The following is a 14174-nucleotide window of genomic DNA, read 5'->3' on the forward strand; positions in this document are numbered from 1 at the left end:
GGGTGCCTGACCTGGTCGTGCCCGACCTCTCGCCGGAGGCGTTGGCGGCCGTGACGGCCCAGATCGCCGGTTACGCGGCGGAGTATGACCGCACGGGGGCGATTCCGGTGCGCGGGTTGGAGGCGGCGCATCAGGCCGGGCTGCTGACGGCGACCGTTGCCGCCCGCTACGGCGGTCCGGGTCTCGGGGCGTTGGAGACCGTGCGCATCCTGGTCGCGCTCGGGGAGGGGGATGCCTCCGTCGGGCTGCTCGTGGCCAACAACCTCATCGTCCATCAGCGGCAGGCGACGGCCGACAGCTGGCCGGTGGACTACTACGCCGACCTGTTGCGGCGCAGCGTCCAGGGGCCGGCGTTGGCCAATGCCGTCCGGTCGGAGCCGGAGCTGGGGTCACCGTCCCGCGGTGGGCTGCCGAGGACCACGGCGAGCCGCCACCCCGACGGTGGCTGGGTGCTCAACGGCCGCAAGACGTACGCCACCGGCGGCGCGGCGCTGTCGTACCACGTGGTGTGGGTGGTGGCGGACGAACCCGGCGGTGACCCGCGGCGGCCCCGGGTCGGCCAGGTGATCGTCCCGGCGGAGCTGCCCGGCATCAGCTGGAGTGACAGCTGGGACCATCTGGGCCTGCGGGCGTCGAACACCCACGATGTGGAGTACGTCGACGTCCGGCTGCCGGCCGACGCGTTCATCGAGATCCCGCGCGGGCCCGACGGTGTGTACCGGGATCCGTCGACGATGACCACCCTGGCGAACTTCGCCTATTCGGCGATCTACGTCGGGGTGGCGCGGGCCGCCCGCAGTGCGTTCACGCGGTTCGCGCGGGAGCGGGTGCCGGCCGCGCTCGGGCGTCCGATCGCGACGACTGAGCGGATCCAGGCGGCGGCCGGAGAGATCGACGCGCAGATCGCGCAGGCCGAGACGCTCCTGTTCGGGGTGCAGCTGCGGGCCGAGGCCGGCGAGACGGCCCACCTGCCGCAGCTGCCGTTGGTGAAGGTCCAGATCGCGCGGTCGGCGATCGCCGCGGTCGAAACCGCGGTCGCAGTGCTGGGCAACCCGGGCCTGACCAGGCATCTCCCGTTCGAGCGTCTGCTGAGGGACGTCCTGTGCGTGCGGGTCCACCCGCCGCAGGAAGACACCGCGCTGCTGGCGGCGGGCCGCCGACTGCTCGGCCAGTAGGGAATCGTCGAGAGGCCGACGGGGCGCAGGCGCTATTACGGCGATGGGAGGCGTTCTTGTGCTCCGGGAAAGGGCATCCGACGAGCTGCGCCATCCCTGCTCCGAGGCTTCTGCAGAAGCCCGGCCTGTTGACGAGCTGCCGCCCTGCGAGAATTGCGGCTCGGCGGGCTGGGATGCTGGTACGGAGAAGTCTGTGAGCGACGTAGGGCGGCGGTAGCTGTTGTGGATTTCGACTGGGCTGATGTTCAGGAGGCACTACCTGGCTATGAGCTGGGTGACCTGTTCGGCCAAGGCGCAGTTGGCACGGTCATCGCGGCGACGGATCGGCTGCGCCGCAAGGTCGCGGTCAAGGTGGTGCCGGTCAGTGAGGGGTGGGAGAGAGCGGCGGAGACGGAGGCTTTCGCCCTTGTGCAGCTGCGCCACCCCCACATCGTCGAGGTCTACGACCTCGTGTCCATGGACGACGCAGCGCTCATCATCATGGAGCTGCTGCCAGGTGGGGATCTGCGTTCCAGGCTTCGCAGAGGGTCGACGTCGACACGCTGGTCGTGTGCGGTCGCGTTGGCGCTGGCCGGCGCGCTTGAGTTCGCTCACAGACGGGGCCTGGTGCACCGTGACGTAAAACCGGCAAATGTCCTGTTCGCCGGCGACGGTCAGTTAAAGCTCATCGACTTCGGGATCGTGACGGTGGTCGGCAGCCCAAGCCTTCTGGCCGGCACACCGAACTACATGGCGCCCGAGCAGTTTCGGGGCGCTGGGCCGCGTCCGACTGACGACGTATACGGGCTCGGTGTCACCGTCTACGAGATGCTTGCGCGACGCCTTCCATTTGAGACGTTGCCTGGGGCGTGGATTCGCTCCCGCGACGAGATGCCGCCACCTTTGGCTGAACTGCCGAATGAGATCGGTCAAGTGGTACTGCGCGCGCTGGCGTTCGACCCCGGAGACCGCCAGCGGACGGCCCATGCGTTCGCCCTCGAACTCGCGTTCGCGGCCGGGGCGGCGTTCGGGCCGGGCTGGCTCGCGCAGGCAGGGATCGCGGTCGACCTGGACCCGGAGATCCGCGAAGCTGCGGAAGGCCGGCTCCCGGCGGGACGGCCGTCGGTTTCGGGTACGGACGTTCTCCCGGCGGCTGGCGAGCTACGGTCCATGGACGTCAACGTTGGACCGTCAAGGTCGGCGTGGTATGCGTCGGCTTCCGATATGCTGCCGGGTGAACTCGCAGCCCGGTTTCCCGCAGCCCGCCGATTGCCGAGCCGCGGGTCGGGGCAATTATTTGTCGTCCGGTCGGAGGGCGGCGAAGAACAGCTGCTCAAGATTCAAGCCGAATATCACGAGGTTAATAGGGCGGCTTTGGGTCGGGCCAGAGGAGTGAGGCCAAACCGCCATCTCGTCGCGGTCCGCGAGTTCGGCTTCGACACGCGCGAGCGATTCTGGGAGTTGCAGGAGCTCGTCCGCGGGGTGAGCCTTGCCGATGTCCTCAGGGATCTGACCATCGATCCCCGGGTTGACGACTTCCTGCCGGTCAAGGCCATTACGCGGATCGTGGACCAGGTTACGACGGCGCTCGTCAGCCTGCATGACCACGGCCTTACCGGTGCAGAAATCAAGCCGGGAAACATAATTTTCCGCGATAGGAACGTCGTCTATCGGTACGAACCAGGCGACGACCTGGATATTGTCCTGACAGGTTGGCTCGGCAATACGACCGTTGTTCGGAGCAGGATGTTGCCGAGTGGCCGTTGGCCGAACATCTGGTCGGCCCGAATGGACCGCCTCTGCGACTGGCGGATGCTGGGCGAAATGGTGTTTCACGCCGCCACGGGTCACGAGCTGCACCGACAACGGCACACACAGAAGATCATCGATGGTCGGCCGGCCCTAGGACGTCCGGATTTCGCGGCGGTTGCCGACGAGCGGCTGCGGTTGCTGTGCTGCGGTCTGTTGCCCTTCGACGTCGAGTCGGGCTGGGAGGCGGCCGAGGTCAGGGCCTGGCTGCGGGGAGACTCTCCGCCGACGCGAGACCAGGCCGAGAAGCCGATCGAAGCTCCCACGGTCACGCCTCCCACGGTCACGCCTGGTGTGCCTCCCCGGGTGATCCAGCAGGTCGAGGTGCCTTCGACCGCGGAGGCGGATTCGCCTGACGACGGTGCTGACGGAGATCCCGAAGAGGGCTGGGACTTCTACGTCTCGCATGTCGCGGCCGACAGTGGCTGGGCCGAGTGGGCGGGCTGGCAGCTGGAGCAGGCGGGTTTCCGCGTGCGGGTTCAGTCATGGGACTTCGTCGCCGGCAACCGGTGGACGCGGATGGTGCAGGAGGCCGTCCGCGGTGCCAGGCACACGATCGTGTTGCTCTCGGACAGCTACCTGGCGTCGGCCTCCGCGCAGGCCGAATGGGAGCTGGTCTTCGGCACGGACCTGTCCGGGGATGGCCGCCGGCTGGTGCCCGTACGCGTCGAGCAGTGCGAGCCGACAGGGTTCCTGGCCGGTGTCATCTCCATCGACCTGTTTGGTCGGCCCGAGGACGACGCCCGCAGGGTGCTCGTCGAACGCATCCAGGCGACTGTCAGCGGGTCGGCACGGCCGGTGCACCCTCCGGAGTTCCCGGGGACCGCGGCACCGGCCTTCCCTCCCTCCGAGCCCATGCGCCATGCGGCCTCCGGGCCTGGTCCGCGCGGACGAGTGCGGACGATCCCATCGCTGACGGATCTTCCTGCTCTCCCTGACTCCTACGTACCGCGGGGCGAGGACGTGGCGTCGGTTCTCGACCTGCTGATCGACGAGACCTCGCCTCCCGTGGTGGCGATTCTGGGGCCGGCCGAATCGGGCAAGACCACGCTGGCGGTCGCGCTCATCCACGACGCGGCGGTGCGTGCTGCGTTCCCGGACGGAATCGTGTGGGTTCCGGGCGGCCCCGACCGCGACCTCGCGGCGCTCACGCGTGCCGTTCTCGCCGCCTTCGGTGACACGGGCCCGGTTGACGACAAGGCGGATGGGGAGCGCAGGCTCGGCCTGCTGCTGGCGGGGGCGGCCTGCCTGCTGGTCGTCGACGACAGCTGGGTGCTCGGGCTCGACTCGTTGCCGATCGCCGCACCCACCCGGATTCTCGTCACGACGTGGCTGAGCGTGGCACTGCCAGATGACCGCGTCGAATACGCCCTGGCCGGGCAGAGCGCCGGTGCCCGCGGTGGACCGGACCCGGGGGCGCATGAGGTGGCCTTCCGCCGGCGCCTGATCGAGGGCGGAAGGCTTCCCGATCCCGCCGCGGTGCGTGCGGAGATCACCCAGATTCTGGCCGATGTTCAGGGGGATGCCGCCGGCACGCTGGAGGCCGAGTTCGGATTCGTGCTCGACGACGGGCTCCGGGAGATCCTGTGGGCCGATGACGAGCGACGCCGGTGGCTGCTGGGGGTCTGGGCCGCGCTCGCGACGGGCAACGACTTCGCGCTCGACGTGCGGGCAGTCGAGCTGCGGACGTCCGGTGGGTCGGGCGAGCCGTCCGCTCAGGATGAGTGGGAGCGGGTGCGGCCCACCGGCGCCGGACCGTCGGACGGGATTGCCAGCCGTTCGGTCGAGGAGCGCCTGCTCAGGCTGCTGGGGTCGCTGTTCACGATCAGTCCGGATCAGGCTGACGACCTGCTGGCCAGGCTGCGGCTGCGGACGTCCGGGCCGTGGCTTGGGCACGACGCGAGCTTTGACGCCGTGGCCTCCGGGCATGGCGGTGTCCGCTGTCATGTGCAGCTCAGCAACACAGGAGATCCGCTGACGCTGCGCGACGTGGCTGGCCGGCTGGCCGAGATCGAGGAAGGGGCTGACGGCGCTATCGACCAGTTCGTCGTCATCTCGGCGCGAGRTGAGCCGACGGATGAGCTGCGGGCCCGGGTGGACACGTGGAACGAATCCCACCGGTACCCGTATGACGTCCGGATCTGGAGCCCCGGAAAGGGCGTCCGGGATTTCTTTGCGCTCGATCCCGCCGTCTACGAGGCGGTCTACGGCGAGCGGTCGCCCAGCTCACCCGGGACGCGTGAAGCGGTCGTGGGCCGGCTCGGTGCGGAGTTGACCAAGGCGGTCCGGCTTCCGGCGGTCTGGCGTGACTACCTGCACGCCGACGCGCCGCACTGCATCGGTCAGGAGGACCGCGACCGTTTTCGTGAACTGCTCGGGGAGTTCGTCGAGCCGAAGGCGGCCGATGAGCGTGGGACCCCGCTGGGGCGCGCGCTCGACGCCGAGATCCGGGACTGGCTGGAAAACCGGCGCCGGGAGGCCGGCTCGCTTCTGCTGCTGGCGGAGTTCGGCGAGGGCAAGAGCTTCTTCACCTACCTGCTGAGCCGGCGGCTGTCCGCCGAGGCGCTGCGTGATCCGGACGCGGGCTGGATCCCGTTGCGGCTCGCGCTCAAGGAACTGCGCAACGTCCGCGATGCCCGGGAACTGCTCGAACGGCGCCTGGCCGAGATCGGCGTGAGCGTGGCCGACTGGTGGGAGTTGTGCGACCGTCACAGGACGCTGGTGATCCTCGACGGATTCGACGAGATGTCGGTGCGTCTGGACCCCGCATCGCTGCGTGACAACATCAACGCGCTCGAGAACTGTCACGCGTTGTTCTCGCGCTCCAAGTTGTTGATCACTTCTCGGACGCAGTTCTTCGAGCGCCAGCGTGACCAGCAACGGTTCCTCGACCGTGTCGGCGGGCCGAGGATCCTGAGGGTGGCGCACGCCCCACGCGATCAGATTGTCGAACATCTGGAGTCCTACGCGCGCAGGGTGGACGCGGAGGAGAAACTCGCCCGCCTGGCGCACCTCTACGACCCGATCGGGGTCGCCCGCAAGCCACTGTTCCTGGAGATGATCAAAGAGGCGCTGCCGGAGCTGCCGGACGACCACTTCGACGAGTTGGTGCTGTACCGGACGTACGTCGAGCGCAGCATCCGTCGCAAGATCGAGTATCTGGCCGACGACCAGGCGGAGCTCACCCGCGCCGAGACAATCGAGAACCTCCAGACAATCCTCGAGGAGATAGCGGCCAGGCTGTATCTCGAGGAGAAGACCCATATCGAACTCCGTTCGCTGCGTCTGCCCGACGGTGACCTGGCGGAGAAGCTCTGGCGGATGAGTGACGGCGCGGTGGCCACGCTCCCTTCGGACGCCGCCGACGACGCCAGGGCGCGCGTCGGCATCCGCTCGCTACTCAAGCCGGTCCAGGGCGCCGGCATCGATCCCGACCGGTGGCCGGTCGATTTCTGCCACCGGTCGATGCGGGAGTATTTCTTCGCCCGGGCGATCCTGCGGGCGCTGCGGGACGGTGATGCCACGAAGCTGCTGGCGGCCGCGCCGCTTCAGCCGGAGGTCATGGACTTCGTCCGGCTGCTGATCGAGGCCGAGCCGGACCGGGCGCTGTTTCTGACGCGCCTGACGGGCCTGGCGCGCGGGGCCGTGCGCCTTGGCGCACGCAGCAGCAGCGGCGGCAACGCGATCTCGCTGTTGTTCGCCCTGCAGCGTTCGCTGCCTCGCGTCGACTGGTCGGGCCTCGACCTCGACAACGCCTATCTGGCCGGCGCGGATCTGCGCGGCATGAACTTCCGCGGATCGTCCCTGCGGCTCGCGAACCTCGACAACGCCGACCTTCGCGAGACGGATCTGCGGGGCGCGGACCTGACCGGTGTCCGGCTGGAGGAGACGGCGCGGGTGCTTGCCCTGTCACAAGGGACTGCCGCCAGCGGCATGAGCGCCGTCTACGCCGTCTACAGCGACCGCAAGGTCCGCCGGTGGCGGCTCGACGTGCGGGGCAGGCTGGATGTCCGCACCTTCCTGCCCGACCTGCCGAAGGAGATCCACGGCGTCGCGACGGGACCGTTCGGAGATCTCGTGGTCCTCTCGCCGGGCCGGCTCGAGGTCTACCTTCTGATCGACGGTGACTTCGTGCTGGCCTCCCAGTTCCGCCCACGCCTGGACCTTCGGGGACTGCGCGGCTCAGAAGGCGATCTGCTGCTCAGCCTGGAACGCCCGGATGGGCATCGCGTCCTGCGCTATTCCCCGGCCAGCCGGTCGAGTGCGACGTCCCTGGCCTCGAGGGGCACTGCGGGCGGCGCCTTCGTCGACGCGGGCTCGACCGCGGTGGTCGGCTGGGGCGATGGCCGTCTCGCGCTCGCCCGGCGGGCTGCGGACGGGGCGACACACCAGGTCACCGTCCTGCCCCGCGAGCGGATCACCGGCTTCGACGTGACACCGACCCGAGGCGGGGCATCCGGGTTGCTCGCCGTCGGCCAGGCTGACGGCACCGTCGAGGTGTGGCGGATCGACTCACGGCCCGACGCCACACCGCTCACCCTCCTCTGGTCGAAGCAGCAGCACCGTGCCGCGGTGACCGCCGTTCTCTTCCACGGCCCGCGGTACCTCGTGTCCGGAAGCGCCGACCGAAGTCTGTCGGTCTTCGACCTGAACGACCTCGCCGAGCCGTCGGATCCCCGCGACCTCGCGCTCACCCTCCAGTGCGCCGGCGCCCAGATCGAGGGTGTCACCGGCGAACGTGAGCGCAGACTTCTCGAAGCCGCCCTTGCCAAGGCAGCCCGCTGATGGGCGACGACTCGCCGCGCGGTCGCGGCCCATGATGCGTGGCCCGAGGATGTCGACTGGTTCGTCCTCGACGTGGAGGCGATTATCGAGGCCGACGTCTTCCGCCGAAGGCTCCGGCCGCCAGATCACGCGGGGGAGGGCGTCGGTCAGGTGCCCGAAATCCTGGCCTGCAGACGCTCGCTGAGGACGACCTCGTACGGAAGGTCCCGAAGGGCCTCCGGGGTGGTGTCCACATCCTGGGCACGTAGTCGCTGCGCGAACAGCACCCAGGGGTGCGCGCCGGCTGCCTCGTCGCCCTCGTCCGGCCCGACCACGACGAGCACCGTCTCCGTGACCTCGGCGAGGGTCAGATAGCTCCACGCGTCGTCAGTGGTGGGGCTGCCCGCGAGCGAACTGCTCCAGCCCCGGTCCGCGGTCAGCGTCAGGCGGCGCCCGTCGGAAAGGACCGCGAACTCCTCGACCTGGAAGCGGAGGACCCGGGGATCGTTTTCGGGCACGTAGTCGCACCAGGCTCCCAGGCCGGTCACCGTCGCGTTCACGGTGTCGACCGTAGACCATTTGCCCTGCTGGTACCCGGTGTCGGGCCTCACCACGGTGCTCGCGCCCGTTCATCTGGCCTTCGGCGGGATTTTCTGGCACAGCGCAAAGAACTGTCGCGGCGCATCTCGCCTACCTGATTTGTAGTCCGTGCACTGAATTTTTCTGCTTGACTCTCGCTGAACGCTCGCGAAATGATGCCGACATCGAGAATTCACCACAGAATGCGCATTGCGTTCTCGTTTTCGGCGAAAGCGACGACCGTGTTCTTTGGGCGGGTCTGGGAAGAGGTAGGTCTTGAAACGCTTTTTCCGTAAGCTGTCGATCGTGGTGGCGGCGGCCGTGGTTGTGCTGCTGGGGATATCGCCGACGGCGGCGAACGCGGCTGCTGCTGCCCCCGGGCCCGCGCCGACCGGCGGTGGCGGCACCGACATCGTGAACGAATCAACGATTGTTGACGGCGGCCGTTCCATTATCTGCCTATTCGAAACGCGCGGTGACTGGGTCCACGTCACCGCCGGTGAGGCCTCCGGGCACGGCTGGTGGGTCAACCGGAGCTGCAAGGCCACCAGGGCGGTCGTCACAATCCAGCTGCAGGAGTTCTACAGCGACGGAAAGTGGCGGAACGTGGGAGGCCCCGTCAGCGCCACGCTCGCCTCCGGCACCTACCGGCGAGCGAACAAGCGCGCCGGCTGTATCACCACCGGTCTGACCGGTTGGCGCAGCATCGTCGATGTCGATGTCATCGGCGTTGCCGACGACGCTCGCAAGCTCACCACGACGGCCGTCAACATCAACTGCCGGCGATAACTCGTTTCGGTAGTTGAGACGCCGGCGACGACATAAACGGCCCGGTGGAGAGCCACCGCCGGATTTAACCATTGCGGAGAGGGGTGGCGGGCATGCGTCCTTCGCCCCTCTCCGTCGTGTGGCCGAGTCGACACCGCATCGCGCCACGCCTTCCCGTTCGCGCAGGTGTGACGACGGGTCCAGCGAGGCGACGTGCGGTCGCACGACCACCCACCGAGGATCCCGCACTGCCACGCGGCACCGGCAATTCATCCCAAGAGGGGCCAAAGGGGCAAAGATTCGCCTGGCGGCCCGCAAGGGTGAAGGATTCTGGTCGTTCCGACGACCAGAATCCTTCACCCTTGCGACTCGTCAAACCGGGCGGACTCTTGCGACTCGTCAAACCGGGCGGCCGGGGTTGCCGGGCGGCTGGGCTACCGGAGGTCCGGCCGAGTTCATGGAGTGCGAACCTCCCCGCAAACCGGCTGGCGATCTTGATCGGTGCCGATCCGTGACCGGATCCAGAAACCAGAATGACCGCGATCCTCAACTCCTGCCTGGCGGCGGTCGCGGCCCGCGGTCGCAGCCGGCAGTCGCAGCCCGAAGCCCGGGACCTTGCTGTGTGCTCTGCGGCGCACGGCCAGGGGCTGCGGGGTGGAGATGGGTGGTGTCGGCGGGCGGCGGGCGGTGGGATCGGTTGGCAGTGTGGTCCGCGGGTGGCGAGGCCGGCGAGTGCTACGGCCGACGGGCGCCGAGCGCTCCGCGGAACGATCTATCGCGATTCCTTATCGGTGTGATCAGGAATCCGATCTCGACACCGCACATATTTCCCACCATTCTGGTGGACATGGTGGGGAGCTCTGAGGGGGGAACGCGCGGGACGCGTCGTGCGTGTGCTGCCGTCCATCGTCCGACAGGTCCGGCGGTTGTCGGGCGGGCGCTGACCCGGCGGCGGTTCGTCGACTTCGGAATTCTCACCTCGGCCTGCTGTCGTCCCTGCTGAGCGGCCAGGCGCACCGGCCGCCGATGCCGCGCACACCGAACGCATCGACCTCGTCCGCCACTATCTCGCCCGCCACCATCGCTCGCCCGCCACCATCGCTCGTCCGCCGCCATCGCTGGAGTGCACCCGGCGATTCGCCGCTGACGGGTCGAGGCCGAGGGCCCGGCACGGGCCCAGGCCGCGAAAGCCGCGTGCGTCAGGCAGACCGGTGTGCCCCGGAAGCCGATCGGGCTGCCTCGCGGCCGAGATCAGGCCGGTGGCCTGCCCGCGTCCAAGCGCGCTCAGGCGTGCCCGCCTTCCGGCCGTTTCTTCGCCAGCCCGTCTCTCCGTCAGCCCCCGGCCCGCGCCCCCAACCCTCAGCCCTCAGCCCTGCGCCCCCAACCGTGCGCCCTCAGCCCTCGCTTCTGGCAGTCAGTCCAGGCGTGGACGCCTGTCCCGCCTCGCGGAGGTATTTCGTGACCGTCGAGTTCATCAGCGCCATCAACGTCAATCCGTCCAACGAGCTGAACCAGCTTCGGTTGAGCGGGCTGGACCCGTCCTATCTGAAGCGGTACGCCAGGCTGCTCGACGAGGGTGGTTTCGACTACACGCTGGTTCCTTACCACTCGGCGGGCCACGACCCCTTCACGGTGGCGGCGGCGCTCACCCAGTTCACCGAGCACATCAAGCCGATCATCGCGCTGCGGCCGAACACCATGTACCCGACCGTCGCCGCCAAGCAGCTCGCGACGATCGACCAGCTCAGCGGCGGCCGGGTGGTGGTGCACTTCATCGCCGGCGGAAGTGACCAGGAGCAGGCCCGCGAGGGGGACCGGCTCAGCAAGAGCGAGCGCTACCTCCGGCAGGCCGAGTACATCGAGATCCTGCGCAAGGCCTGGAGCTCGACGACACCGTTCGACCACTCTGGCACCTACTACTCGTTCGAGGATTTCGTCTCGGTGGTCCGCCCGACGAACGGGACGATTCCCGTGTCCGTCGGTGGCTCGTCGGCGGAGGCGTACCGGGTCGGTGGCGCGCTGGGCGACATCTTCGGCCTGTGGGGCGAGCCGTTGCGGGAGACGAAGGAGCAGATCGACGCGGTCGGCGAGCAGGCGCGCCTCGCCGGGCGCACCGACCGGCCGCGGATCTGGGTGACCTTCCGGCCGATCATCGCCGCCACCGAGGAGCTGGCCTGGGAGAAGGCCGCCCGAGTCCTGGACGCGCTGCGGACCAACGCCGGCGTGGCGCGGACCCCTGGGCTCCGGCAGGACCTGAAGGCACCGCCGCCCAACGTCGGGTCGCAGCGGCTGCTGGCCGCGGCCCGCGCCGGTGACCTGCACGACCGGGCCTTGTGGACGGCGCCGGCGATCGCCACGAACGCGGGCGGCGCCTCGACGGCCCTGGTCGGCACGCCGGAGACGGTGGCCGCGGCGATCCTGGACTACGTCGACCTCGGCGCGGACCTGATCTCCATCCGCGGCTACGACAACTTCAACGACGCGCTCGACTACACCCGTCACATCATTCCGCTCGTCCGCCAGGAGCTCGCGCACCGCGAGGCGACCGGACGGCGCGGCGAGATCGTCCCCACCGACGCCGGCTACCACCGCGCGCCCGAGCTCGCCGCCGCGGCATCCGCTGACACCACCGGGAGCGCCCGATGACCGAGCCTTCTTCGACTGAGCTGCCCGCCACCGCGTCGCCGCAGGTCGAGTTCATCAGCCTGTCGCACCTGAACCCGTCGACGGAGCTCAACCCGGTGCCCAGCCGCGGCATCGACCTGGCCTACTTCCGCCGGTACGTGCGCTGGCTGGAGGAGTCCGGCTACGACTACACGCTGCTGCCGTACGGCTCGAACAGCGCCGACTCGTTCGTCATCGCCTCGGCGGTCGGGCAGCTCACCGAGCGGCTGCGGCCGATCGTCGCGGTGCGGCCGAACACCGCCTTCCCGCTGGTGGCCGCCCAGCAGCTGGCGACGCTCGACCAGCTCACCGAGGGCCGCGCCGTCGTCCACCTCATTTCCGGCGGCAGCGACGCCGAGCAGGCCCGCCAGGGCGACTACCTGCCCAAGGACCGCCGCTACGACCGCACCAGCGAGTTCATCGACCTGCTCCGCCGCGCCTGGACGGAAACCAGCCCGTTCAGCCACTCCGGCGAGTTCTACAAGTTCGACGACTTCGGCCCCGGTTTCGCGCCGTACGGGAAGACGATCCCGATCTCGATCGGTGGCCAGTCGGACGCGGCGTTCGAAGTCGGCGGAGCCAAGGCGGACATCTTCAGCTTCTGGGGTGAGCCGCTCGCCGACCTGCGCAGCGAGATCGACCGGGTGAACGGTATCGCCGCGGCGGCCGGTCGGGCCGACCGCCCGCGGATCTGGGTGACCTTCCGGCCGATCATCGCCCAGACCGACAAGCTGGCCTGGGAGAAGGCCCACGACTACGTGGCGAAGATCGAACGTACGTTCAAGGGCGGGAACTACCACAAGCGGTACCTCGGCACGGCCACCGGCCCGCAGAACGTCGGTTCGCAGCGGGCCCTGGAGTTCGCCGCACAGTCGGACGTCTACGACCGTGCCCTGTGGACCAGGACCGCGGCGGCGACCGGCGGTGCGGGCGCGTCGACGGCGCTGGTCGGCAGCCCGGAGACGGTGGCGGCGGCGATCCTGGACTACGTCGACCAGGGCGCGAGCCTGGTGTCGATCCGGGGCTACGACACCCTCGCCGACGCCATCGACTACGGCCGCTACATACTGCCGCTGGTCCGCCAGGAGCTGGCCCACCGGGCCGCGACCGGGAAACGCGGCACCCTGCAGGCCGACCATCCGGGGGCGCTCGCTCCCGGCTTCGACCTCGCCACCTCGGCGGCCTCCCGATGACGGCGGTGGTGGGGGAGCCGGCCCCGAGCGCGGCGAGCGCGGCGAGCGCGGGCCTTCCGGTTGCGGGCCTTCCGGTGCCGGACCTGTCGGCGGAGGCGCTCGCCGCGGTCACCGCCGAGATCGCGTCCACCGCGGGCGCGTACGACCGCACCGGTGAGATTCCCCTGCCGGGGCTCACCGCCGCGCACCGGGCGGGGCTGCTCACCGCGACGGTGGCGCCCCAGTTCGGCGGGCCGGGCGTCGGGCAGGTCGACATGGCGCGCATCCTGATCGCGCTGGGCGAGGGCGACGCCTCGGTCGGCCTGATCGCCGCGAACAACCTGGGCACCCATCAGATTCAGGGCCTGGCCGCCAGCTGGCCGCCGGCCTACTACGCCGATCTGCTGCGGCGCAGCGTGGCGGGCGTGGCGCTGGCGAACTCGGTGCGGGCCGAACCGGAGCTGGGCGCGCCAGCACGTGGTGGTCTGCCGAAGACCACGGTGACGCGCACGGCGGACGGCTGGGTGCTCAACGGCCGCAAGGCGTACGCGACGGGCGGCACCGCGCTGGCCTACCACGTGGTGTGGGTGGTGGCGGACGAACCGGGTGGCGACCCGGAGCGGCCGCGGGTCGGCCACGTGGTCGTCCCGGGTGACCTGCCCGGCATCACCTGGATCGACACCTGGGACCACCTGGGCCTGCGGGCGTCGAACACCCACGACGTCGAGTACACGAACGTCGAGCTGCCGGCGGACGCCTTCGTCGAGATCCCGCGCGGCCCGGACGGGGTCTACCGCGACCCGGCGGCGATGGCCTCGATCGGCCTGTTCGGGCATCCGGCCCTGTACATCGGGGTCGCCCGGGCGGCGCGCAGCGCGTTCGTGCGGTACGCGCAGGAGCGGGTGYCGACGGCACTGGGACGCCCGATCGCCACCACCGACCGGATCCAGGCGGCGGCCGGCGAGATCGACGCGCAGATCGCGCAGGCCGAGACGTTGCTGTTCGGTGTGCTGCTGCGGGCGCAGAGCGGTGACACCGACCATCTGCCGCAGCTTTCGGTGCTGAAGGTCCAGATCGCGCGTTCGGTGATAGCGGCGGTCAACACCGCTGTCGCCGTACTGGGAAATCCGGGGCTGAGTCGGCATCTGCCGTTCGAACGCCTGCTGCGGGACGTCCTGTGCGTGCGGGTTCATCCGCCCCAGGAGGACACCGCCCTGCTGGCCTCCGGCCGCCGCCTGCTCGGCCTTTAGCTCCTCAACTCACC

7 protein-coding genes are annotated in these 14174 nt (G+C 69.6%); 6 read left to right on the forward strand and 1 reads right to left on the reverse strand.

Translation table 11 applies throughout. The features are described 5' to 3' along the window. Positions 1–2: 2 nt before the first annotated feature. Both CcI49_RS26800 and CcI49_RS26805 read left to right on the forward strand, forming a co-directional pair. Positions 3–1175, forward strand: coding sequence for an acyl-CoA dehydrogenase family protein (locus CcI49_RS26800; protein ID WP_235497534.1), 1173 nt, complete (start codon positions 3–5; stop codon positions 1173–1175). Between the two features lie 222 nt (positions 1176–1397). Next, positions 1398–7748: a TIR domain-containing protein gene (locus tag CcI49_RS26805; RefSeq protein WP_076830479.1), complete on the forward strand. Its 6351-nt coding sequence runs from the start codon at positions 1398–1400 to the stop codon at positions 7746–7748. A gap of 146 nt (positions 7749–7894) precedes the next feature. Here CcI49_RS26805 and CcI49_RS26810 read toward each other — a convergent pair whose 3' ends face one another. Then, positions 7895–8287 carry a hypothetical protein gene (locus tag CcI49_RS26810; RefSeq protein ID WP_131831189.1) on the reverse strand — a complete coding sequence of 131 codons (393 nt, stop codon included), beginning with the start codon at positions 8285–8287 and terminating at the stop codon, positions 7895–7897. Between the two features lie 325 nt (positions 8288–8612). Here CcI49_RS26810 and CcI49_RS26815 point away from each other — a divergent pair, with 325 nt between their 5' ends. The 4 genes from CcI49_RS26815 to CcI49_RS26830 all read left to right on the forward strand — a co-directional run bounded on the left by CcI49_RS26815 (position 8613) and on the right by CcI49_RS26830 (position 14160). Next, the gene (locus CcI49_RS26815) at positions 8613–9095 is read left to right on the forward strand and encodes a hypothetical protein (protein ID WP_131831190.1); all 483 of its coding nucleotides are present in this window, start codon (positions 8613–8615) and stop codon (positions 9093–9095) included. A gap of 1437 nt (positions 9096–10532) precedes the next feature. Next, entirely contained in the window at positions 10533–11720 is a 1188-nt protein-coding gene (locus tag CcI49_RS26820; RefSeq protein ID WP_054564492.1) for an LLM class flavin-dependent oxidoreductase, read from the forward strand. After that, positions 11717–12931 (forward strand): LLM class flavin-dependent oxidoreductase, encoded by a 1215-nt coding sequence (locus CcI49_RS26825; RefSeq protein ID WP_076830488.1) that lies wholly within the window; start codon positions 11717–11719, stop codon positions 12929–12931. Before CcI49_RS26820 ends, CcI49_RS26825 begins: the two co-directional genes overlap by 4 nt. Then, entirely contained in the window at positions 12928–14160 is a 1233-nt protein-coding gene (locus CcI49_RS26830) for an acyl-CoA dehydrogenase family protein (RefSeq protein ID WP_083749730.1), read from the forward strand. The genes CcI49_RS26825 and CcI49_RS26830 overlap by 4 nt, the downstream gene beginning before the upstream one ends. Positions 14161–14174: the final 14 nt, after the last annotated feature.

This window comes from Frankia sp. CcI49 (genome assembly GCF_001983215.1).
Classification (GTDB): Bacteria; Actinomycetota; Actinomycetes; order Frankiales; family Frankiaceae; genus Parafrankia; species Parafrankia irregularis.